We start from the raw sequence: 22459 nt of genomic DNA, 5'->3' as shown, positions 1-22459 counted from the left end.
TTTGTGGTTATTTTTTAGCATCTTCCCAAACAGGTGTAGAGGAACCTTTAGTTGTTTTTTCAAGTAATTTAACGGTCTCAGGGGACTGATAAGCTTTAACGATTTTTTGATAAATGCTATTATCTTTATCCTTTTTCTTGGCAACAATGATATTGATATAAGGTTTTGATGTTTCATTTACTGGTTCTAGGAAAATCGCATCTTTATTAGGAACAAATCCTGCATCGACAGCCATTCCGCTGTTAATGAGTGAAACCGTTGTGTCACTTAATGCACGAGCAGTTTGAGCAGCATCAAGTTCTTTAATTTCAAGATCGAGTTTATTTTCGGTAATGTCTTTAACTGTGGGTGTTTGTTTAGCAGCAGGGTCTACTTTGATTAAGCCGGCTGTTTGTAGCAATAAAAGCGCGCGTCCACCATTAGTAACATCATTTGGAATGGCCACAATATCTCCTTTTTTTAGTTCTTTTACATCTTTAATCTTTTCAGAATAAATGCCTAATGGTGCAATAACAGTTTCCCCAATAGGGACTAAGTCTGTTCCGTGGTCTTTGTTGTAAGAATCCAGGAAAATTTGATGTTGAAAAGAATTTAGATCAATTTCACCTTCATTTAAAGCGGCATTCGGTTGTGTGTAATCCGTGAATTTTACAATTTCTAATTGAATATTGTCTTTCTTTAAACGCTCTTTAACGTCATCCCAAACATCAGAATCATCTCCAACAACACCTAGTTTGACAGTAGTCGTTTTTTCTTTTGCTTGCGTACCGCCACATGCGGTAATGAAGAAAGCACCTAAAATTAGTAAAGTAGAAATCGTTAATTTTTTTATTGTTTTCATGTTGTAAAACTCCTTTTTAATTGTTTTTTTAAGAATGGCTTGTTCGTTTAATTAAGAAATTTCCGATAAATTGACTAATAAAGACTAAAATTAAAATGATTAAAGTTGCCACGAGCGTGACATCATTTTGGAATCGATTGTATCCTTTTGAAATAGCTAAATTTCCCAATCCACCGCCTCCAATTGCTCCAGCCATGGCAGTTAGTCCGATTAAATTAATAATGGTTACTGAAGAAGCGCGAATAATACCATTTAACCCTTCTTTTAGATAAACGCGGAAAATAATTTCTAAAGGACTAGACCCCATCGCTTGAGCTGCTTCAACCACGCCAGAGTCAACTTCCACTAAGGCGTTTTGAATTTGTCTAGCAAAAAAGGGAACCGTTCCAATAACAAGAGGAACAATTGCTGCTGTGGTGCCAATGGAAGTTCCTACTAGTAAGCGTGTAAATGGGACGATAACGGCTAACATAATAATAAATGGAATTGACCGAAAGACATTAATGATTTTATCTAGAGTGGTGTAAATTCCTCTATTTTCTAGAATTCCATTAGCATCTGTTACAACTAAGATTACCCCTAAGATAATTCCTAAAATTCCTGCAATAATGGCTGTAACGCTGACCATGTATAACGTTTGAATCGTACTTTCAATAAATTCCTCTTTTAAAGGGGGAATATTTTTAAAATAGCTAGCTAATGAATCCAACATTGTTTTCACTCCTTTTGTAAATCAACTAATTTTTTGTTTGCGTGGCAACGAAATAACGTTTTGTTGATGTTCAATTATTTCGACTTTAATATCTTTAGAAACCAGATAAGCGAGTGCTTGATTACTTTTGATTTTTTCCCCTGAAAAGATAACAATTAAATTCCCAATCGGAGTGTCTTGTAAAATTTCAATATTGCCAAATAAAATATTGGTCGAAATTGTAAATTGAGAATAGAGATGAGCAATCAAAGGTTCACTTGTTGTAGCACCTACATAAGAAACTTTCGCAAGAATGTCGTTCGGCTGTAAATCCAACAAACTAGGATGGGTTAAAATAGTTTCTAATCCTTGATCTACATGAGTCGCAGTATTAATAAAATCTTTAGTGATGGGTTTTCTAGGCTGGGTAAAAATTTGGACTAAATTTCCTTCTTCAACGACGCGACCTTTTTCCATTACCGCAACTTTAGTGCAAATTTCTTTTACAACTTGCATTTCATGAGTGATAATCACAATCGTCAAATTTAATTTTCGATTGAGCTCCTTTAAAAGCGCTAAGATTGATGACGTTGTTTTGGGATCCAACGCGCTAGTAGCCTCATCACAAAGGAGAACCTCAGGATCATTTGCTAAAGCTCTAGCAATGGCAACACGTTGTTTTTGTCCTCCTGAAAGTTGGGAAGGATACGCGTTATGTTTATCTGATAAACCAACCAATTCAAGTAGACCAGAGACTTTTTCACTCAGCTCTTTTTTTGATAATGATGAATGTTTTAAAGGATAAGCCACATTATCAGCAATTGTTCGAGAAGCCATTAAATTAAAATGTTGAAAAATCATGCCTATTTTTTTACGTGCCGTTCGAAGTTCTTTAGGAGTGAGGCTTAAAAGATCGCGGTCAGCAACGATTACTTTTCCGCTAGTTGGACGTTGGAGCAGGTTGATGGTTCTGACGAGCGTACTTTTTCCAGCCCCACTATAACCGACAATTCCAAAGACATCGCCTTTTTCAACAGTTAAGTCAACTTGCTCAACAGCAGTAATTTGTTGATCCTTTGTTTTGAATGTGACACTTACTTGTTCCAATTGAATCATACTATTCCCACCTTCAAGATAATTTAAAATAAAAAAACGTCCTTTTAAAATCAATGTAAGTTGATTTTAAAAGGACGAATTTAACGTTCGTGTTACCACCTTTTTTTAGATTTCCTTTACAAGAAATCCCTTATCAAGTACGAGAAGACATGCTTCCGATACTCTAGCACGTTAATGGGTGCACCCATGATAGCCTAATGGAAAATCCACTCGGTATCCCGCCTCAGAGGCCATTTTCGACTTGCTTTTCATTCGCCCTTTTCAGCATCATACAGGCTCTCTGTTAGAATGAAATTTCAAGTGTACTTTTCTCGTCACTGCGTTTATCGATATAAAATAAAAAAACTCGTCCTTTAAATGATTGAAGCCAACCATTTAAAGGACGAGTACAATTATGTATTCGTGTTACCACCTTTTTTTATAAAACGATTGCTCGTTTTACCTTAACCAGTACTTAAAATAATTTTATTTTGCATACTGTGGCACGATAGCGGGTGCTCCCGTAGCAATCTAAAGTAGAAGTTCTACAATTCAACTGCTTCACTCCAAGGCCATTTTCAGCTTTCTTCCCACTACCCTTTTTCAGCAATCTTTCAGGGCTCTCTATAAGTGTTTGTAAAACGTACTTTCCTTTTCATTGTGATTTAATGTTATTCTCATTGTTTGTTAACTTGATTCTTAATATACAGGTCAGTTGTCAATTTGTCAACAACAAAATAAAAAATAAATGACTTAGTGAAATAAAGTAGAACTTATGAAAACCATATGCTATAGTAAGAGAGGATTTTCTCATACGAGAAAATCTAAAAATAAACAGAGTAGGAAATAAAGCGTTAAGTGCTGATGGGATGGGATGTTGCCCTCAGACGAAAAATGATTGAAAAATCATTTGCGGTTTTATTTTTGCATTCGCTGCATAAAGTTTTTATGTGTGGGAGCTCTTAAAGGAGATCTTCAAATGTTCAAAAAAAAGTTAGACGCAAAAACAATTGCAACAATGGGTTTATTAATGGCTTTACAGCTAGTTTTAACCCGATTTGTTTCGATTGAGACCCCAATTGTTCGAATTGGATTTGATTTTTTACCCATTGCTATTATGGGGATGCTTTTTGGTCCTTGGTTATCTGGCGTTGCGGTTGCAATGACCGATATTATTGGGATTTCACTATTTGCTAGAACAGCACCATTTTTCCCTGGATTTACATTATCGGCCTTTTTAACGGCAGCAGTTTATGGACTCTTTTTATACAAAAAGCCTAAAACTTTATTACGTGTGGCGTTAGCAGTTATTACGGTGACAATCGTGATTAATTTAGGGCTCAATACACTTTGGTTGTCGATGATTTACGACAAGGCAATGATTGTAATTTTTCCAGCTAGAATTCTTCAAAATTTGATTATGACACCTATTCAGATTGCTTTATTGTATTTTGTTGTTCGCAGCAACATTTTAACTAAAACAATAGGCATTGATTCAACTAAATAAAAACAAGTTACAACATCCAAATCACCTTCATTCATTGGAGGTGTTTTTTTTACAAAAAAATCCAACCCCGAAGGATTGGAAAGTTGTGTACTCATGTAAAAAAATAACCAATAATGCTTAATGCGATAGTTATCAGCGCCATGACGATAATGACAGCGAGATGCCATTTTTTATATAACGCAAGAATAGCAATAAATTCACGAATCATTGCATTAGGCCAATAATAAAAAGCTGTTTTCGAACCAATCCCTTGACTAGTTAAGCCAGCACGTTTAGCGTATATTCCAGCTCTAAAAAGATGGAAATTATTAGTGGCAAATAAGCTTTTGTACTGATTGTCACCCTTTAAACTATCCATGATTTTTTTTGAAAAAACCATATTTTCTAAAGTATTAACAGATTGATCCTCTAGTAAAGTATCTTCAAGAGGAATCCCGTTTTTTAATGCATACTGTTGCATCGCTACAGCTTCAGGTATTTTTTCATCCCCACCTTGTCCGCCTGAAAACAAAAGTTTAGGTGGCCTGTGGGCCTTCGATTGCTTAAAATAAAAATTCATTGCGACATTAATTCGATTTTGCAGCAGAGGTGGGACGATATACCCGTCAATTAATCCACTGCCTAAAACAATAATAAAATCTTTATCTAATCTTGGACGATAAATTTGATAAATAAATGAGGCGATGAAAAAGTTCATAAAATTGAATAAAAAATATAAGAACAATAAAATTAAAAATCCAGTAATATCCTTCATAAATTCAGGTAAATAGTTTGCCAAGATAGTTGATGAGAGAACTAACAAACCTAAAATCGCAAGACCTAAAAATAACGTTAAAAAATTTGAAAAACGAGCCCCTTCTTTTTTTATCAAAATACGAGCATTTACAAAAGAGGCCACCATTAACGCGAAGGCTCCAAAGACACCAATCAATCCCAAGATGACTAAAAAGACTAATGAAATCATCACTAAAACTCGATTATAGGTTGTAAAACTAAAGTAGAGTAAGGTAATAAAAACTGAAAATAAGAAACAATTAAATAAAAATCCGTTGATAATCTTACGCCGATCTTGCCAATAAGAAAGAGCAAAAACTAAAAATACAACTACATTAAGATACAAAAAAAACAAGTTGACACCTCCGTTAATTTTTGGATTCAAATTATTATAACAAAAAAATCAGTTCAAGAAAGACAAAAAAGGAAATAATTTATAAATAAAAAGGATTAAACTAGCAAATAGTCAGTCTATTCTGATAAAATGAAAAGAATAGGGGGGAATGGGTATGTTAGTCAAACGATTTGGAACTAGAATTGAAGAAGTGTCTTACACAGTTCGAGTGGGAGTCTATGCATTAATTTTTGACGAAACACGTGAAAATTTAATGATTGTTTCACCACCTAATGGTGCGTATTTATTACCAGGTGGGGAAATTGAAACAGGTGAGACAAAGGAAGAGACGTTGCATAGAGAAGTAATGGAAGAGCTTGGTTTTACAGTATCCATAGGTACATATCTCGGTGAAGCAGAGGATTTCTACTACTCGACGTTTCGCAAAAAACATTATCATAATCCAGGCTATTTTTATGTAGTGGAATCTTATCAAAAAGTGAGTGAGCCTTTGGAAGATTTTAACAAACTTTATTGGTTGCCAATCAAAGAAGCTCACCGCCTTTTAAAAAGAGGCAGTCATAAATGGGCAATTGAAACGTATCTTGCACAACATGGTTTAAGCATCCATTAAATCAAAAAAAGAACCTTCTTAAATAGAAGGTTCTTTTTTGATGCATCTATTCTTCGTAAGCAACAGCAGTAACTGAGATATCGATATTTCCCTTAGTTGCCTTTGAATAAGGACAAAAAGCATGTGCTTTATCCGCTAAATCTTGAACAGTTTCTAAGTCATGGCCTTCAATTGCTACTTGAATTTCACTAGCTAATTTAAAACCATTGTCGACTGGATCACTTACTAAATCAACTGTAACGTAGACTTTTGATTTTCCAGAAATTTTTTGTTGGCCCATAATATGTTCCAAGGCAGAATTGAAACAAGCGCTATAACCTAAAGCAAATAATTGTTCAGGGTTACTTCCTTGTCCTTTTCCTCCCATTTCTTTTGGAGTAGAAACACGAACTGAAAAAGAACCATCAGGTAAACGACTCTCACCATTACGGCCACCAGTGTTGATAGCTTTTGCTTGATAAAGTTTTTTTGATTCTGACATAAAATAATCTCCTTTCAAATCCTTTAGTTTTACATTATTATGGTACCGAAAAAATGTAAAAAGACCTAATGATTTGCTCAAAAAAATAATTTTATAAATCTAATTCATAGTAATCAAAGATTGCTTCTTGGTAAAAACCTGCCGATAAGTACAATTTTAAAGCACGGGCATTTTGGCTATCCACTTCAAGGTAAAGTTTTTGAAACGTTTGGTTAAGCGCAAGTTGAATCCCTTGATTTAGTAGAGCACGTCCCAATCCTTGTCCTTGCCATTCGCTTGCAATGACCACTGCGTAAATCCCAATAATTCCTTGAAAATGGTCTAATTTAATTTTTCCTACAATTTCATTATCTAAATAGGCGATATAATTTCCTTCAATTTCAAGAGTCTCTATTTTTTTTTGGTCATAAATTAGTTTATCCTGAGGTGAAAAACCTTCATGATCAAGACGATAGAGTAGTTTTCGATCTTCTTGACTAGCCGATTGAAGAACCAAAGGGGAGTAATCCGCTTGATTAAAATTAGCTGGATCAAAATTTAAACGATATTCTGTAAACGAGAAAGCCCCAGCATATTTTTTAATTAAATCAGGAATGATAGGATCTTTTCGATCCGAAATAAATAGAATTCTTTTCATTTCTTGTTCTTTAGCATAGCTTACTAAGGAATCAATAAGAGTTATAGCAATTTCTTGATTGTTATTAGTTAAAATACTCGCTTCAATTTCAACTCCATCAAAAGTACTTGCGGATAAGTAGCCTCTAAGTTCAGTATCTTCAAAATAAAGAAAATGTTGATAATGAGGGGATTTTTTTTCAAAAGCTTTAGGATCTAATTTATAATAAAGGTTTTCTTTTTGTTGTGCTGATTCAAGTGTTTGGATTGCTTGAATTTGTTGATCTGTTAATTCTTGCAGATGGCATAATACAGTTTCCAATAGGTTTCCTCCGATTCTGTTGTATTCTCTTTTTATTATAGGCTTTTTTATCAAATAGGGAAATCTTAATTGAGATTTATGCTATAATTTAAACAAAATAATTTATCAAAGGAGAGAGTTATATGCCATTTGTTCATATTGAACTGATTGAAGGACGCTCAAAAGAGCAAAAAGAAAACTTAGTCAAAGAGGTAACAGAAGCAGTTGTTCGCAATACGGGAGCTGCTGGTGAAAATGTTCATGTTATTTTACAAGAAATGCAAGCTAGTGATTATGCTCAAAATGGAATCTTCAAAGGATAAAATTTAAATAGGCACTTTTAGTGCTTGTTTTTTTATTTATAAACTATTGTTAGCGTTTACATAAAATGATATAGTTATTAAAGAACGAATGTTTCTTATTTTTGAAAAGGAGGAAAAAACAAATGAACAAGTTAATTAAAGCAATGGTGATAGGTGTGGGAATTAGTTTAATGATTGTTGGAAGTGGGCATGAGGCAAGCGGAAAAAAAGAAACTAAAAAAGAGGCTTCAAACGATGGGAAGGTAACCTTTTACATAGCGAGACATGGTAAAACGCTATTTAATACGATGGATCGCGTTCAAGGCTGGTCAGATACACCATTAACAGAACAAGGTCGAGAAGTAGCGAAGGACTTAGGTCGTGGTTTAAAAGATATTAAGTTTAAATCAGCTTACAGTAGTGATTTGGAACGTGCAAGAGAAACGGCTCAACTTGTATTAGCAACTAACGGTCAAAAAAAATTGGCGATTACACCAAAAAAGACATTAAGAGAAGCATGTTACGGAAAATTTGAAGGTGATTTCAACGAAAACATGAAAAAAGCGATGGCTGAATATTACGGCTACGAAACGTTAGATAATAACCCACTGGGCAAAGAAATGTTTGAAAAAGGAGCCGATGCAGTAAGTGCATTAGATACAGAATACCATATGGGGGAAGACGCCAAAACAATTAAAGAAAGAATGCAAACGACCTTAAAGCAAATGGCTAAAAAAGAAGTAAAAAATGGAGGCGGCAATGTATTGGTAGTTGGGCACGGGATGTCTATTAACATTATGGTGTCGGATATGACGGATAAGTATACGGGGGAAGGATTAAAAAATGCAAGTGTAACGAAAATTATTTATAATAATGGCAAATTTAAAGTGGAATCTATTGGCGATACCAGTTATTTTGAAAAAGGTAAAAAAGAATAAAAAGAAGGCAACATTAGAAATTAATGTTGCCTTCTTTTTTAATGAAAGGCAAGCTCTTTAATCACATGCGCAACGCCGTCTTCGGCATTGGTTTTCGTAATAAAAGTAGCGATTTCTTTCACCGCAGGAACAGCATTGCCCATAGCAATTTTATATTTTGCAAAGTGCAGCATGTCCATATCGTTCATATTATCGCCAATCGCCATCACATTTTCTTGAGGAATATTAAGGTGAGCAGCTAAATCTTTCACCGCGTTGCCTTTATTTGCCTTTTTATTTAAAATTTCATAATAAAAATCTTCACTTTTAATCATCGTATAGCGTTCATTAAATTCAGCAGGAATTTGTGCAATTCCTTGATCTAAAATAGCTGGATGATCAATCATCATCATTTTACTGATTTCGATTGCAGGGTCAATTTCTTCAACAGTTCGATACTTTAAAGGGATATTTACTAAGAAAGCTTCTCGAACTGTATATTCGCTAATGTCTTTATTGGTTGTATAAAGATGATCCATATCAAATGTTTGAAAATGAACCCCAATATCATTGCTTAATTTTTCTAATGCTAAAAAGTCTTGATAAGCTAATGTATGATGAACAATTGCCTTTCCATCATGTGTGCTTTGAACTAAAGCCCCATTATAAGTGATGGCAAAATCGCCTTCTTCTTCTAAATTCAATTCCGCTAAGAAGTTTTTAACCCCAATCAAAGGTCGGCCTGTACATAAAACAATTTTGATTCCTTTTGTTTTTGCTTCCATAATCGTTTCTTTCACGGCTTGACTGATTTTTTTATCTGGATTTAATAGTGTTCCATCTAAGTCGATGGCAATTAATTCAATACTCATTTAATCTAACTCCTCCTGAAGTGTGGTTGGGTTTTTGATTGCTCCATTGGCAATATATTTTGTAAATTCATTAAACAAAGGTTCAAAGAGATTCACTTCACTGATGCTAGCTGGTTTAATAATCTCTTTTGGAAAATAAAAACGTTCATCTCCTCGAACTTTACCAGTCAGTGCAGCAACAATCGGACTTGCTTTTGATAACTCAATTAAAGAACCATCAGCTTCAACTAATTCAATTTGGGTTCGATTATTGATTTGCTCTGGGCGATAAAAATCATAAGGCAAGTCGTAGCTGTTATTAATAGCGGTATAGTAAACTGGATCATAGCCAGCTTCTAAGATTAGATTTTCTAAATGGCCAATGACAGGCAAATCTGTTTCACTGTTGAAGGCAACAGATTTAAATGGGTGTCGATCTAAAAAGCGAGTAGCTAAATCACTTAAAATAGCATCGTTCTCTTCACGCCATTGAGTAAAATAGGTATTTAAAACCCCATCATCTAATTTCAAATAGTCCTTCAGTGTAAAATCATTTCTGAAAAATGGAGCCAATAGAGAAACGGAGCCTAGCATTTCAAAATCAGGATCTTCGTAAAGCTTTTTAGCGCGTTTTAGCAAATGATCCAAAATGACTTCCATACTTCTAGAAACAGGATGAAAATAAACTTGCATATACATTTGATAACGACTCACCACGTAATCTTCAACCGCATGCATACCGGATACTTGGAAAGAAATGCCATCTTTATAAGGACGCATGACACGCAAAATTCTAGTTAAATCAAAAGTGCCATAATTAACACCGGTAAAATAAGCATCTCTTAGTAAGTAATCCATTCGATCTGCATCAATCTGACTAGAAATCAATTGAACAACTTGTGGATTTGGATAGGTTTTTTGAATGACACTTGCTACTTTTTCAGGAAAATCAAAATGGATTTTTTTTAAAATTTGATTGACTTCAGTTTCTGGCGAAGTAATAATTTCAACCGTAATAGCCTCATGATCCGTTTCAAAAATACGCTCAAAAGTATGAGAATAAGGACCGTGACCAATGTCATGAAGCAGAGCTGCACAAAGGACAACTAATCGCTCACTATCGTCCCAACCACCGTCATCTTCAACTTTAGTAGCAAAGCTTCTTGCGAATTTATCACAAATTCTTCTAGCAATTTCATAAACGCCTAAAGAATGAGTGAAACGAGAATGCTCTGCACCGTGAAAAGTAAAAGAAGAAGTTCCAAGCTGTTTAATGCGGCGCAATCGCTGAAATTCACGAGAGTTAATCAAATCTAAAATCACTTGATGTTGAACATGAATATAATCATGAACAGGATCACGAAAAACCTGTTCAATCGGCAAAATTTGATCTTGATAGGCTATCGAATTCATCTACTCAGCTCCTCATCGAATGTTTCTGCTAACATTTGTTCATTGCGTTCAATCATTTTTTGATAAGCCAATTTATAATCTTCTTTCAATTCTAAGTCATAATGCCCATCACTTAACAAACAACCATTTGTTGTTAACGTTTCAAGAATCCTTTGCTTGACACCATCCACGGTTAAAGGGGTTTCAAGTAACTCATCTAAATTTGCCATTACAGCTGGATTCACCTTAGGAAAATGCCATTTAACTGTTTCATTTGCCAATCCGACTTGATAAAAATCACGAATCATTTCGGTTCTTTTATCCTGAGAACCCGTCACGCTAAGATAAATCATAATCGCCACACCTTTTTTTAAACGGCGCTGCGCGATGCCAGCAAATTTTTTCCCATCAATACTTAAATCAAAATCTCCTGGACAATAAGATTCTTCAATTTCATAAGCATCAATTTTTTTACCATACGCTTTAAATGTTTGGCGAATCAAGCGTAACATGAACTCGTATCCTTCCGTAATACTCATCTTAACAAGAGGATCTTCAGGAAGAATTAACGAAAAATTCAACACACCTTCATTTGAAGCCACTGCCAGACCACCCGAATTACGAACTAAAAAGTGTTGTTGATGGTGAATGAAAACGTTTAGTGCATCCTTGAAAAAAGGCAATTTTGTATCCATCATCCCTAAAATCACTAATTCAGAAGCAGTCCAAAAATGCAGTGCTCCAAAGGATTGATGAGTCCCAATTTTTTTTATCAAGCTATCTCCCAAAGCAAAATGAGAAATAAATTGATTTGTAAAAGGCATCGAAGTAGAATCATATAGTTCATAAGCTTGTTGACTTAAATAATCTTTTTTTTCTGACATAGTTTGTCTTCCTTTATAGTAAAATTACGATACCGTTTATATTTAATAACTTCATTATACCAAAAAATAACGTAACAAGAAGCATAAATAAAGGAATTAAGCTAAAAAAATGCTAAGAGTTAAGTAGAATAGTTGACCTGAATTTCAAAAACACGTTATACTATTTACAATTGATTCGAGAAGGAACATTTGTAAAGGAGGCGTTTTTTTGACCAGTCGAATAAAAAATTTAGCTGGATTGTCAGACGAAGACTTTAAAAACATCTATCAAATGATGTGGGAAATCCGTTTTTTTGATGAAAAAGTGGAAGAGCTTTTTGCAAAAGGAAAAATTCATGGTACAACGCACCTTTCAATAGGACAAGAAGCAACAGCTGCAGGAACCGGTTATTTATTAAGAAAAACCGATTGGATTACTTCAACGCATCGAGGTCACGGTCACAGCATTGCAAAAGGAACCTCAATGACGGCAATGATGGCTGAATTATTCGGCAAACGAAGTGGTACAAACGCTGGTAAAGGTGGCAGTATGCATATTGCTGAATTAGCAGAGGGAAATTTAGGTTCAAATGGCATTGTTGGTGCAGGATTTCCCATTGCCGTTGGAGCCGCCTTATCTGCTCAATTAAAAGGCGAAGACCGAGTAGTTATTTGCTATGCTGGGGATGGCGCAACGAATGAAGGAAGTTTTCATGAAGCTTTAAATTTAGCCTCGATTTGGCAAGTCCCAGCACTCTTTTTTATTGAAAATAATCAATACGGTATGAGCAGTAAAATTGATCAGATGGTAAATATCCCTCAACTCTCCAAACGAGCTGAAAGCTATGGATTAAAAGGCGTAACGATTGACGGAAATGACTTAATCGCTGTACTAGATACAACTTATCAAGGTATAGAAGAAGCCAGAAAAGGCAATGGTCCGATGATGATAGAAGCCCTAACTTACCGTTTCAAAGGGCATTCAAAGTCAGACCAACGTATTTATCGCACCAAAGAAGAAGAGTTGCGTTGGGAAGAAGAACGAGACCCTATCAAATTAACTGAAAAATTGTTGACGAACTCTCAAGTTGCTTCAAACGAAGAACTAATGAAATTAAAAAAACAAGCCTTTGAGAATGTTCAAAAAGCAGTTCAAGAAGCAGAAAAAAGTGAAGATATTGAGTTAAGTGATTTAACGACACAAGTTTATGCAGAATAGGAGGTGCGTGATGAGAGAAATAACTTATATCCAAGCAGTCAATGAAGCATTAGATGAAGCATTGGCAACAAATGAAGAAGTTTTCCTAATGGGAGAAGACATTGGTGTTTATGGTGGTGGCTTTGGTGCAACCAAAGGACTTGTTGAAAAATACGGTCAAAAGCGCATCCGCTCCACCCCTATTTCTGAAAGCGCGATTGCAGGAACAGCAGTTGGAGCAGCGATTACTGGCATGCGTCCTGTGATAGAACTCCAATTTTCTGATTTTATTACGATTGCTATGGATCAGCTAGTGAATCAAGCAGCAAAAATGCACTATATGTATGGCGGGAAAGTTAACGTACCCTTAGTAATGAGAACCGCTGGAGGATCAGGCACCGGTGCTGCTGCACAACATTCCCAAAGTTTAGAAAATTGGATGGCGCATATTCCAGGATTAAAAGTCATCCAGCCCTCCAATGCCTATGACGCCAAAGGATTGCTGCACGCAGCGATAGAAGATAATAATCCCGTGATGTTTTACGAACACAAATTATGCTATAAATTGAGCTGTGACGTTCCAAACGAAAAGTATACGATTCCGATTGGAGTTGCAGCTATTAAACAACCAGGAACGGACATCACTGTTGTAGCTACAGGGGTGATGGTCCATAAAGCGCTAGCTGTTGCAGAAAAACTAGCCCCAACAGGCATTTCTTTAGAAGTAATCGATCCAAGAACCTTAGTCCCCTTAGATAAAGAAACGATTTTAAAATCCGTTATCAAAACAGGTCGACTAATGATTGTCCATGAGGCTGTAAAAGAAAGTGGCTTTGGAGGCGAAATTGCAAGTATTGTTGTTGAAAGCGAGGCATTCTATTCCTTAAAAGCACCCATCAAACGCTTAGGAGGAGCGTTTATTCCGATGCCTTACCAAAAAGAATTAGAAAAAGCCGCAATTCCGCAATGTGAAGATATCGAAGCAGCAGTCAAAACGCTTATGCATGAGCATAAAAACTAAAAAAGAACGAGAACGTTAGGGGGGATACGTTGAGAATTACCGAAGATCGACGCAACCTATTAAAAGCTGCTACCATGTATTACAGCGAAGGAAAAACCCAAGCAGAAATTGCCAAAAAAATGAACATTTCAAGGCCAGTTATTTCAAAAATGCTACAACTTGCGAGACAGGAAGGCATTGTTGAAATTTACGTCAAAGATGAAAATGCACATTCGATTGCATTGGCATTAGAAATTGAAAAAAAATATCAACTAAATGATGTTATTGTAGTTCCTAAAAGCATCGAATTTTCCAAAAGTACGATTAAGCATAATGTGGCTAAAGCGGCAGTTTCCTATTTAACTACACACCTAAAAAAGGACACTAAAATTGGACTTTCTTGGGGGACGACGATTGCAGAAGTTATTGACGAAATGCCCTATTTATCAAAGCCAGGAATAACGATTCATCCTTTAGTTGGTGGTATCCAAAGCCAACATGTTTATTTAGATGCCAACCATTTGACCTTTTTATTAGCTGAAAAATTATCTGCTCAGTGTAGCTATTTTTACGCACCAGCACTGGCTGACACCATTGAATTAAAAGAATTACTAGCAGAATCAACAGTAGTTGAAACCGCAATGTCCGATGCCCGTAAAGTTGAGTTAGCCATAATTGGTGTGGGAAATCCTCTTGGAAATACAACATGGAAAGAACTAGGATATATCGAAAAAAAAGAATTAATACAAGCTAACAATCAAGGGATTGTTGGAGATGCAGTGGCTTCTTTATTTGATGAAACAGGTCAAACCGTTATGACCGATTTAACGAAACGCATGATGGGAATGACAATTGAAGATTTAATTCAAATTCCCAATGTAGTGGCAATTGCGTCAGGTTCAACTAAAGGAACAAGCATTCAAGCCCTATTAAACAATCATGTAATAAATACCTTGATTATCGATCAATCCATTGCTGAACAACTAAACTAAGAAACAAAAGGAGTAAAAAAATGAGCTTAAAAAAAATAACCCCAGTAAACATTCAATTATCAACAACGATTACACAATATGAAGCAGTAGAAAACCATACTTTCGATGTAATGGGACAAGCAACTCAAATGGGAGATACACTTTACTTACGCTACAAAGAAGAAACAGACGGCGAAATCCCCGTAACAATTAAGATAGAACCAGACGGAACAGTGGGATTGATTCGAGCAGGAGAAACAAGAACAAAATTGCGTTTTGGCAAAGGTGAACGGTATGTGACACATTATACGACCCCACAAGGTGTGGTTTCCTTAGAAACAATGACCAATCATTTACAAATTAGTTTGATGGACCAACCCTTTCGTGGCAACCTAGAAATCCATTATGATCTCTATATGGGAAAAGAAAAATTAGGAGAATACAAATTACAATTGCTTTTTACTGCCTAAATATTGTATGATAAAGAGTAGACTGTTGAAAGGACGTGGCGAATGTGGAATTAAAACGATTTGACGGTATGAAAAAAGATGAATTGTCAATGATTGAAGTAGCTCATGCCATTTTAGAACAAAAAGGAGACGTGATGGATTTTTCTGAACTCGTTGAACAAATTCAGAAATTTTTAGGCACTTCTGCTGCAAAAGTTAAAAAAAATACTCCGCAATTTTATACAGATTTAAATATTGATGGTAGTTTTATTTCTTTAGGAGACAATCGTTGGGGGTTACGTTCATGGTATCCGATCGATTCTATCGATGAAGAAGTAACTCATTCAACTGAAGAAGAGGCTCCACGTCGTAAAAAACGTAAAAAAGTGAGTGCATTTGTTCCGAATGTAGACGATGACGTAATTGATTACAACGATGACGATCCAGAAGATGAAGATGTTGTCTTAGTGGATGACGAAGGTGTTGTTGTTGATGATGAAAGTACAGAAGATCTTGGCGAATACAAATCTGACTTAACTGAATTAGGGACAGACGAAGATGAAGAAGACGAACTTCCAGATGGAATTGAAGGTTCTTTAACTTTAATTGATGAAGACGAAGAAGAAGATGACTTCGATTCAGAAGATGAAAGCAACCCAATTTAATGAATTGACAAAACTTTCCTTTTTGGGAGAGTTTTTCTTTTTTTTGATTTCAGCAAGTCAATTGACATTCTTTTTGACGATTAAAGTTGATGTAGGCTTGTTTCGCAACAATCAAAAAAATAAATCCCTTGACGATTGTCTGTTTTGATTGTATTATCTTTATTGGGCTCCCTAAAGAGTAATCTTGAAGGACCGATGAGATAAACGATAATCACGCTCCCCGTTCATTTATGGATGGGGAGCTTTGTTTTTTGTTTTCAGTACCCTAAATAAAAAATGCAAACAAGATTGCTATTGAAGCTAAGTAGCGTCTGTTTTTATTTTTTAGGCAAGGTTTAGTTTGTAAGAAACGAGATTTCAGAAATAAGATTGTTTTATTCTTTGTTCATTCTTAGCTAAAGAGAGAGGAAACAAGTGAAAAAACTATCGATTATTTCAAAAAAACACACAAAGGAGTTCGATTTAATGACCAAGTATATTTTTGTAACAGGTGGCGTTGTATCTTCAATAGGAAAAGGGATTGTAGCAGCATCTCTAGGAAGATTATTGAAAAATCGTGGACTAAAAGTAACAATTCAAAAATTTGATCCATACATCAACGTAGACCCAGGAACGATGAGCCCATACCAACATGGTGAAGTTTTTGTAACAGATGATGGTGCGGAAACAGATTTAGATTTAGGTCATTATGAACGTTTTATCGATATTAACTTAAACAAATACTCAAACGTAACAACTGGGAAAGTTTATTCAGAAGTATTACGTAAAGAGCGTAAAGGGGAATATTTAGGCGCAACCGTGCAAGTTATTCCACACATTACCAATGAAATCAAAGAAAAAATTATGCGTGCAGGCCAAACAACGGATTCTGATATCGTCATTACAGAAGTTGGTGGAACGGTTGGAGATATCGAGTCATTGCCTTTCCTAGAGGCATTACGTCAAATGAAAGCTGATGTTGGTGCGGATAACGTGATGTACATCCATACAACTTTGATTCCTTATTTAAATGCAGCTGGCGAAATGAAAACAAAACCAACACAACACAGCGTGAAGGAATTACGCAGCTTAGGAATTCAACCAAACATTTTAGTGGTTCGTACTGAAAAACCAGTTCCACAAAGTTTGAAAGACAAGTTAGCATCATTTTGTGACGTTGATCCAGAAGCAGTTATTGAATCACGTGACGTTGAAACTCTTTACTCAATTCCATTAGCTTTACAAGCACAAAACATGGATCAAATTGTTTGTGATCATTTAAAATTAGACGCTCCTGTTGCGGATATGACTGAATGGATCAAACTAGAAGAAAAAGTATTAGGCTTGAAAAAAATGACAAGAATTGCATTAGTTGGAAAATACGTTGAATTACCAGATGCTTATTTATCAGTTGTTGAAGCATTAAAACATGCCGGTTTTGAATACGATTCAGATATTCAAATTGATTGGGTCAACGCAGAACACGTAACAGACGAAAACGTTGCGTCAATGTTAAAAGAAGCCGATGGTATCTTAGTACCAGGCGGTTTTGGCGATCGTGGATTAGAAGGGAAAATCTCAGCAATTCGTTACGCTCGTGAAAATAAAGTTCCATTCTTAGGAATCTGTTTAGGAATGCAATTAGCCTGTGTTGAATTTGCCCGTAACGTTGCAGGCTTAGCAGATGCCGATTCAGCAGAAACAAATCCAAATTGTGAAAACAACATTATTGATTTGATGAGTGATCAAGAAAATATCGAAAATTTAGGTGGAACCTTACGTTTAGGTTTATACCCATGTCATTTAGTGCCAGGGACAGTAGCAGCTAAGTCTTACGACAATGCAGAAGTTGTTGAAGAACGTCACCGTCACCGTTACGAATTTAACAATGAGTACCGTCAAACCTTAGAAGAAGCAGGATTGGTCTTTTCAGGCGTTTCACCAGACAACCGTTTAGTTGAAATCGTTGAATTATCAGATCATCCATTCTATGTTGCATGTCAATTCCATCCAGAATTGATTTCACGTCCAACACGTCCACAAAAATTATTTACTGGATTTATTGGAGCAGCACTTCAATCAAAATAACCCTTTTAAAGTCTTAAAATGGCAATTCGTCATTTTAAGACTTTTTTATTTTCTGAATTACGTTAACCTAAAAAAACTTGAAAGTTAACGTAATTTGAAGTAGACTGTAAAAAAAGCATTTATTCTTAAACTAAAAGGGGCGTTTAGATGAAACTAACGACAAAAGATAGGATTCAAATAGCACTATGTACAGCATTACTTTCTATTTCTTCTTTAATTATGATTCCAATTGGGCCAATCCCGATTACGTTGCAAGTTCTTTTTTTGATTTTAATACCAGCCTTACTAGGCGCCAAAAAAGGCATGTTGACGATTGGTTTATACCTAGTACTAGGTTTAGTAGGATTTCCAGTATTCGCAGGAGGGATGGGCGGATTGCAAAGTTTACTAAAACCTTCATTTGGTTATTTAATAGGAGGATTTGTCATCGCAGCAATGATTGGTAGCGTAGCTAATAAAAATGCTTCCTTTAAATCACTAGTTACGATTTCTGTCATCAGTATTCCTGTTCTTTATATTATCGGTATTAGTTATGCTTACTTTTTGATGAACATTGTTTTGGAAACACCCATTAGTTTAAGTGTCTTAATTACTACAAGTATCTCAGTATTCTTACCTTTAGATATTATAAAAGCAATAGTTGCTTCATTTTTAGCAGTAAGGATCAGAAAAGCAGTCGGTATCAAAACGATTGTATCCTAGCAAATGTCAGTCTCTTTAAACTAAAAAGAGGCTGACGTTTTTTGTTATTTTTTTTCAATAAGCTATTCAAAGTTCACAAAGTAATTAGAAACTTAATAAATGAACTATTGTATTTTTGCATTTTCTTTTCTATTATGGTTATTAGGGACAAAATAAAATTGAGATTAAAACGAACTTAAATGATTGTTACTATAGAAAAGTGAGGATATAATTTTATGAAAAAATTAGTGATTAATGGTGGAAAGCCATTATCAGGTGAACTAACGATTAGTGGCGCTAAAAATAGTACCGTAGCACTTATTCCAGCAGCAATATTAGCCGATTCGCCGGTAACATTAGAAGGGGTTCCAGACATCCAAGATGTTCATTCATTAATTGAAATATTAACGATTATGGGAGTTGAAGTTGATTTTAAAGGTTCAACTTTGACAATTGATCCAACAAACATGGTTTCAATTCCAATGCCAAGTGGAAAAATCAAGAGTCTAAGAGCTTCTTACTACTTTATGGGAGCTTTGTTAACTAAATACGGACAAGGTGTTGTAGGGCTTCCAGGAGGCTGTTTCTTAGGACCAAGACCAATCGATCAACACATTAAAGGTTTTGAAGCATTAGGCGCAACAGTTGATAATGAAATGGGTGCAATGTACTTAAGAACAAGTGAAGAAGGGTTAGTCGGAGCACGAGTTTATTTAGATGTCGTATCAATTGGAGCAACCATCAATTTAATGTTGGCAGCCGTTAAAGCAAAAGGTAAAACGATTATTGAAAATGCTGCCCGCGAGCCTGAAATTATTGATGTGGCAACCTTGCTAAACAATATGGGTGGAAAAGTTAGAGGTGCCGGAACCGATGTAATTCGAATTGAAGGCGTAGAAGAACTGCACGGCTGTCGTCACACCGTAATTCCTGATCGAATTGAAGCCGGAACGTACTTATCCATAGCAGGAGCAGTTGGAACGGATGTTGTTATTAAAAATGTTATTTTTGAACATTTAGAAGGATTAATCGCTAAAATGCAAGAAATGGGCGTTCCAATGGAAATCGGCGAAGATAGCATTCGTGTCTTAGAAGCTAAAAACTTAAAGATGGTTAGCGTTAAAACCTTGCCATATCCAGGATTTGCAACAGATTTACAACAACCCCTAACGCCGCTACTACTAAAAGCGCAAGGAGAAGGTACGATTGTGGACACCATCTATCCCAAACGCGTTAAGCACATCCCTGAGTTAGTAAGAATGGGAGCAAATGCACGAGTAGAAAGCGATATGATTTTACTAGAAGGACCAGCCATTTTGAAAGGCGTAGAAGTAGAAGCAAGTGATTTAAGAGCAGGAGCATGCCTAGTAACAGCGGGATTAATGGCAGAAGGCACAACAACGATTACCGGAGTAGAAAACATCTTACGAGGCTATGACAACATTGTTGAAAAATTAACCAATTTAGGTGCAGATATTAAAATGAGTGAAATCGAAAACTAATAGGAGTTACGTATATGGGCGATTTATTAACATTAGCAGAACTAGAGAATAAAACATTAAAAGAGATTTACGGATTTGCAAAGGCATTTAAAATTCCATACTATAGTCAAATGAACAAAAAAGAACTCTCATTAGCTGTATTGAGAATGCAAGAAGAAAAGCAAGGTTTTTTTATCGCAGAAGGGGTCTTGGATATTGTATCGCAAGAAGGCTTCGGTTTTTTACGCCCAATTAATTACACACCAAGCCAAGAAGATATTTATATTTCAGTGTCACAAATCAGACGTTTTGGATTGCGAAATGGAGATAAGATTACAGGAAAAGCGAGACCACCTAAACCGTCAGAACGTTACTACGGTTTAATGCATGTAAACTCAGTGAATGGGAAGAATCCAGAAGAAGCAAAAGAACGCCCACATTTCCCAGCATTGACAGCCTTATATCCAGATAAACAAATTCACTTAGAAACAGAGCAAACAAGAATCCCAACACGAATGGTCGATATTTTAGCCCCAGTAGGGTTTGGTCAAAGAGGACTTATTGTAGCCCCACCTAAAGCGGGGAAAACTATTTTACTAAAAGAAATTGCCAATGGAATTTCAAAAAACTATCCCGATGCCGAACTCATTATTTTACTGATTGACGAACGACCAGAAGAAGTAACGGATATTGAGCGTAGTGTTAAAGGAGATGTTGTGTCCTCCACCTTTGACCAAAAACCTGAAAACCATGTTAGAGTAACAGAATTAGTATTGGAACGTGCGATGCGCTTAGTCGAAGATAAGCGTGACGTGATTATTTTAATGGATAGTATCACAAGACTTGCAAGAGCTTATAACCTAGTAGTCCCACCAAGTGGTCGAACATTAAGCGGCGGAATCGATCCAGCTGCATTTTATCGTCCGAAACGCTTCTTTGGAGCGGCTCGAAATATTGAAGAAGGTGGAAGTTTAACGATACTAGCGACAGCCTTAGTTGATACTGGAAGTCGGATGGATGATATTATCTATGAAGAATTTAAAGGAACTGGAAATTCAGAATTGCATCTTTCACGAGAATTAGCCGAACGTCGAATATTTCCAGCAATTGATATTAAAAAATCAAGTACCAGAAAAGAAGATCTGCTAATGGATTCAGAACGATTAGAAGAAATCTGGAAACTAAGACGAGCAATGACGGGTGATTCATTAGAATACACCAATAAATTGATTACAATTCTTAAAAAAAACAAGACGAATAATGAGTTCTTTGAACAGTTTACGGATGAAACCTTTAACCAAAATAAATTGCGTCGGCCAATAAAAAAGTAAAAAAATAGAACAACAAAGTAAAAGAAAATAGATTGCAATCTAACAAAGTTCATGGTATTATTTTAATGTTGTCATTAGACAAAAAATAACTCTGGTACAGCAAATGAATCAGGGCAAAGGAGCGAATAAGATATGAAACAAGGAATTCATCCAGAATACCATCCAGTAGTTTTCATGGACTCAACAACAGGTTTTAAATTCTTGTCAGGTTCTACAAAACACTCACAAGAAACTGTTGAATGGGAAAATGGCGAAACTTACCCATTAATCCGTGTCGAAATTACATCTGACTCACATCCATTCTACACTGGGCGTCAAAAATTCACCCAAGCAGACGGACGTGTGGATCGTTTCAACAAAAAATACGGTCTTGCAGACGCAAACGCAGCAGAATAAGAAAGATAGCTTAAAGATTCACTTGAATTACTGTTATAGCAGTGGTTTGAGTGGATCTTTTTTTGTTTCTATATCTCTTAATAAGTCAGCTACTTTTATTTTAATACCCCTCGTTAGAAGTTTACGATTTCAGCAAATTTATCTGCAGCTACTATTTTTATTTTTTTAGATACATGAATATAGATATTCATTGCTAGTCGAACGGGGCTTTATTAGTAACAGAGGAGACATCCAAAAATTGTTAACTAAGATGAATACAATAACTACAGAAGTTGTTAAGTTTTTTAATTCAACTATTAATCCAATTCCACCTTTTAATCCCGTACAACCGCTAATAAATGGTTTTGCTAGATCATATAACGAGACATACGCTACGGAGCGAAATAAGGTTAAAGATACACCCAAAAAAGTAGCACGATCTGTTGGATATCAATCAATTGGGCAAGCAATTAAATATCATAAAGTTGTATGGAGCGACGTAATTATTTGGTTGCAATTAACTAGATGGGACTGGTAAACAGCGCTATGTTGCTTATTTTAATGCAACGAAAAGCAAGGGGTTGGTCTTAAATACGGATATTGCAATAAAAAAGTTACCTATTTTCTTAATAGGTGGCATCAT

The 22459-nt window shown here is 35.6% G+C and carries 24 protein-coding genes, 1 riboswitch and 1 other annotated feature; of the genes, 15 read left to right on the top strand and 9 right to left on the bottom strand.

What is annotated here, in order from left to right; all coding sequences use genetic code 11:
* Positions 1-7: 7 nt before the first annotated feature.
* From BR52_RS08970 to BR52_RS08960, 3 genes are read right to left on the bottom strand one after another with little or no spacing between them, the layout of a single operon-like run.
* Positions 8-841, bottom strand: coding sequence for a MetQ/NlpA family ABC transporter substrate-binding protein (locus BR52_RS08970; RefSeq protein ID WP_034571696.1), 834 nt, complete (start codon positions 839-841; stop codon positions 8-10).
* A 28-nt stretch (positions 842-869) separates the two neighbouring features.
* Positions 870-1553 (bottom strand): methionine ABC transporter permease, encoded by a 684-nt coding sequence (locus BR52_RS08965; protein WP_034571693.1) that lies wholly within the window; start codon positions 1551-1553, stop codon positions 870-872.
* 21 nt (positions 1554-1574) lie between these two features.
* Positions 1575-2648 carry a methionine ABC transporter ATP-binding protein gene (locus BR52_RS08960; RefSeq protein ID WP_034571690.1) on the bottom strand — a complete coding sequence of 358 codons (1074 nt, stop codon included), beginning with the start codon at positions 2646-2648 and terminating at the stop codon, positions 1575-1577.
* Between the two features lie 375 nt (positions 2649-3023).
* Positions 3024-3295, bottom strand: a binding site (T-box leader).
* A gap of 165 nt (positions 3296-3460) precedes the next feature.
* Positions 3461-3565: riboswitch (THF riboswitch) on the top strand.
* 41 nt (positions 3566-3606) lie between these two features.
* Here BR52_RS08960 and BR52_RS08955 point away from each other — a divergent pair.
* Positions 3607-4134: a folate family ECF transporter S component gene (locus BR52_RS08955; protein ID WP_034571688.1), complete on the top strand. Its 528-nt coding sequence runs from the start codon at positions 3607-3609 to the stop codon at positions 4132-4134.
* Between the two features lie 91 nt (positions 4135-4225).
* On the opposite strand, the gene BR52_RS08950 is transcribed toward BR52_RS08955, so the two are convergent.
* Complete coding sequence (locus BR52_RS08950) at positions 4226-5263, bottom strand: YdcF family protein (protein ID WP_034571685.1); 1038 nt, start codon at positions 5261-5263, stop codon at positions 4226-4228.
* Between the two features lie 154 nt (positions 5264-5417).
* Here BR52_RS08950 and BR52_RS08945 point away from each other — a divergent pair, with 154 nt between their 5' ends.
* The gene (locus BR52_RS08945) at positions 5418-5876 is read left to right on the top strand and encodes an NUDIX hydrolase (protein WP_034571682.1); all 459 of its coding nucleotides are present in this window, start codon (positions 5418-5420) and stop codon (positions 5874-5876) included.
* A gap of 46 nt (positions 5877-5922) precedes the next feature.
* On the opposite strand, the gene BR52_RS08940 is transcribed toward BR52_RS08945, so the two are convergent.
* Positions 5923-6357 carry an organic hydroperoxide resistance protein gene (locus tag BR52_RS08940; protein ID WP_034571680.1) on the bottom strand — a complete coding sequence of 145 codons (435 nt, stop codon included), beginning with the start codon at positions 6355-6357 and terminating at the stop codon, positions 5923-5925.
* 91 nt (positions 6358-6448) lie between these two features.
* Positions 6449-7294 (bottom strand): GNAT family N-acetyltransferase, encoded by an 846-nt coding sequence (locus tag BR52_RS08935; protein ID WP_034571677.1) that lies wholly within the window; start codon positions 7292-7294, stop codon positions 6449-6451.
* Positions 7295-7416: 122 nt separating this feature from the next.
* Here BR52_RS08935 and thmT point away from each other — a divergent pair, with 122 nt between their 5' ends.
* Both thmT and BR52_RS08925 read left to right on the top strand, forming a co-directional pair.
* Positions 7417-7596: a 2-hydroxymuconate tautomerase gene (gene thmT / locus BR52_RS08930; protein ID WP_034571673.1), complete on the top strand. Its 180-nt coding sequence runs from the start codon at positions 7417-7419 to the stop codon at positions 7594-7596.
* Positions 7597-7718: 122 nt separating this feature from the next.
* Entirely contained in the window at positions 7719-8513 is a 795-nt protein-coding gene (locus tag BR52_RS08925; protein ID WP_051915685.1) for a histidine phosphatase family protein, read from the top strand.
* Positions 8514-8551: 38 nt separating this feature from the next.
* Here BR52_RS08925 and yidA read toward each other — a convergent pair whose 3' ends face one another.
* Genes yidA through BR52_RS08910 form a run of 3 tightly spaced genes read right to left on the bottom strand, consistent with a single transcriptional unit; the run spans position 8552 to position 11619 of the window.
* Positions 8552-9364: a sugar-phosphatase gene (gene yidA / locus BR52_RS08920; RefSeq protein WP_034571670.1), complete on the bottom strand. Its 813-nt coding sequence runs from the start codon at positions 9362-9364 to the stop codon at positions 8552-8554.
* Positions 9365-10756, bottom strand: a complete 1392-nt coding sequence (locus BR52_RS08915; protein WP_034571667.1) for an HD domain-containing protein — start codon at positions 10754-10756, stop codon at positions 9365-9367.
* Positions 10753-11619 (bottom strand): lipoate--protein ligase family protein, encoded by an 867-nt coding sequence (locus BR52_RS08910; protein WP_034571664.1) that lies wholly within the window; start codon positions 11617-11619, stop codon positions 10753-10755. The genes BR52_RS08915 and BR52_RS08910 overlap by 4 nt, the downstream gene beginning before the upstream one ends.
* Before the next feature lie 208 nt (positions 11620-11827).
* On the opposite strand from BR52_RS08910, the gene BR52_RS08905 reads away from it, so the two are divergent.
* The 11 genes from BR52_RS08905 (at position 11828) to BR52_RS08855 (ending at position 22354) form a co-directional block, all read left to right on the top strand.
* Positions 11828-12817 (top strand): thiamine pyrophosphate-dependent dehydrogenase E1 component subunit alpha, encoded by a 990-nt coding sequence (locus tag BR52_RS08905; protein WP_034571662.1) that lies wholly within the window; start codon positions 11828-11830, stop codon positions 12815-12817.
* A gap of 10 nt (positions 12818-12827) precedes the next feature.
* A complete protein-coding gene (locus tag BR52_RS08900; RefSeq protein ID WP_034571659.1) occupies positions 12828-13817 on the top strand; it encodes an alpha-ketoacid dehydrogenase subunit beta in 990 nt (329 codons plus the stop codon).
* Between the two features lie 29 nt (positions 13818-13846).
* Entirely contained in the window at positions 13847-14788 is a 942-nt protein-coding gene (locus tag BR52_RS08895) for a sugar-binding transcriptional regulator (RefSeq protein WP_034571656.1), read from the top strand.
* A gap of 20 nt (positions 14789-14808) precedes the next feature.
* A complete protein-coding gene (locus BR52_RS08890) occupies positions 14809-15237 on the top strand; it encodes a YwiB family protein (protein ID WP_034571653.1) in 429 nt (142 codons plus the stop codon).
* 44 nt (positions 15238-15281) lie between these two features.
* Positions 15282-15881 carry a DNA-directed RNA polymerase subunit delta gene (gene rpoE / locus BR52_RS08885; protein ID WP_034571650.1) on the top strand — a complete coding sequence of 200 codons (600 nt, stop codon included), beginning with the start codon at positions 15282-15284 and terminating at the stop codon, positions 15879-15881.
* Positions 15882-16346: 465 nt separating this feature from the next.
* Positions 16347-17948 (top strand): CTP synthase, encoded by a 1602-nt coding sequence (gene pyrG, locus BR52_RS08880; protein ID WP_034571647.1) that lies wholly within the window; start codon positions 16347-16349, stop codon positions 17946-17948.
* A 147-nt stretch (positions 17949-18095) separates the two neighbouring features.
* Positions 18096-18650 carry a biotin transporter BioY gene (locus BR52_RS08875; protein ID WP_034571644.1) on the top strand — a complete coding sequence of 185 codons (555 nt, stop codon included), beginning with the start codon at positions 18096-18098 and terminating at the stop codon, positions 18648-18650.
* Between the two features lie 215 nt (positions 18651-18865).
* Positions 18866-20131, top strand: coding sequence for a UDP-N-acetylglucosamine 1-carboxyvinyltransferase (gene murA, locus BR52_RS08870; RefSeq protein WP_034571641.1), 1266 nt, complete (start codon positions 18866-18868; stop codon positions 20129-20131).
* Positions 20132-20145: 14 nt separating this feature from the next.
* The gene (gene rho / locus BR52_RS08865; protein ID WP_034571638.1) at positions 20146-21441 is read left to right on the top strand and encodes a transcription termination factor Rho; all 1296 of its coding nucleotides are present in this window, start codon (positions 20146-20148) and stop codon (positions 21439-21441) included.
* Between the two features lie 132 nt (positions 21442-21573).
* Complete coding sequence (locus BR52_RS08860) at positions 21574-21837, top strand: type B 50S ribosomal protein L31 (RefSeq protein ID WP_034571636.1); 264 nt, start codon at positions 21574-21576, stop codon at positions 21835-21837.
* Between the two features lie 238 nt (positions 21838-22075).
* On the top strand, positions 22076-22354 hold the full coding sequence (locus tag BR52_RS08855) for a hypothetical protein (protein ID WP_034571633.1): 279 nt from the start codon (positions 22076-22078) through the stop codon (positions 22352-22354).
* Positions 22355-22459: the final 105 nt, after the last annotated feature.

The sequence above is a fragment of the Carnobacterium divergens DSM 20623 genome (genome assembly GCF_000744255.1).
In the GTDB taxonomy this organism is placed as follows: Bacteria; Bacillota; Bacilli; order Lactobacillales; family Carnobacteriaceae; genus Carnobacterium; species Carnobacterium divergens.
The sequence above is the reverse complement of the archived record's forward strand: the minus strand, read 5'-3'. Positions and strand labels throughout refer to the sequence as shown.

Coding starts and splice junctions, on each gene's coding strand:
- BR52_RS08970 (WP_034571696.1), bottom strand. CDS start 841: ATGAAAACAATAAAAAAATTAACGATTTCTACTTTACTAATTTTAGGT.
- BR52_RS08965 (WP_034571693.1), bottom strand. CDS start 1,553: ATGTTGGATTCATTAGCTAGCTATTTTAAAAATATTCCCCCTTTAAAA.
- BR52_RS08960 (WP_034571690.1), bottom strand. CDS start 2,648: ATGATTCAATTGGAACAAGTAAGTGTCACATTCAAAACAAAGGATCAA.
- BR52_RS08955 (WP_034571688.1), top strand. CDS start 3,607: ATGTTCAAAAAAAAGTTAGACGCAAAAACAATTGCAACAATGGGTTTA.
- BR52_RS08945 (WP_034571682.1), top strand. CDS start 5,418: ATGTTAGTCAAACGATTTGGAACTAGAATTGAAGAAGTGTCTTACACA.
- BR52_RS08940 (WP_034571680.1), bottom strand. CDS start 6,357: ATGTCAGAATCAAAAAAACTTTATCAAGCAAAAGCTATCAACACTGGT.
- thmT (WP_034571673.1), top strand. CDS start 7,417: ATGCCATTTGTTCATATTGAACTGATTGAAGGACGCTCAAAAGAGCAA.
- BR52_RS08925 (WP_051915685.1), top strand. CDS start 7,719: ATGAACAAGTTAATTAAAGCAATGGTGATAGGTGTGGGAATTAGTTTA.
- yidA (WP_034571670.1), bottom strand. CDS start 9,364: ATGAGTATTGAATTAATTGCCATCGACTTAGATGGAACACTATTAAAT.
- BR52_RS08915 (WP_034571667.1), bottom strand. CDS start 10,756: ATGAATTCGATAGCCTATCAAGATCAAATTTTGCCGATTGAACAGGTT.
- BR52_RS08910 (WP_034571664.1), bottom strand. CDS start 11,619: ATGTCAGAAAAAAAAGATTATTTAAGTCAACAAGCTTATGAACTATAT.
- BR52_RS08900 (WP_034571659.1), top strand. CDS start 12,828: ATGAGAGAAATAACTTATATCCAAGCAGTCAATGAAGCATTAGATGAA.
- BR52_RS08890 (WP_034571653.1), top strand. CDS start 14,809: ATGAGCTTAAAAAAAATAACCCCAGTAAACATTCAATTATCAACAACG.
- pyrG (WP_034571647.1), top strand. CDS start 16,347: ATGACCAAGTATATTTTTGTAACAGGTGGCGTTGTATCTTCAATAGGA.
- BR52_RS08875 (WP_034571644.1), top strand. CDS start 18,096: ATGAAACTAACGACAAAAGATAGGATTCAAATAGCACTATGTACAGCA.
- murA (WP_034571641.1), top strand. CDS start 18,866: ATGAAAAAATTAGTGATTAATGGTGGAAAGCCATTATCAGGTGAACTA.
- rho (WP_034571638.1), top strand. CDS start 20,146: ATGGGCGATTTATTAACATTAGCAGAACTAGAGAATAAAACATTAAAA.
- BR52_RS08860 (WP_034571636.1), top strand. CDS start 21,574: ATGAAACAAGGAATTCATCCAGAATACCATCCAGTAGTTTTCATGGAC.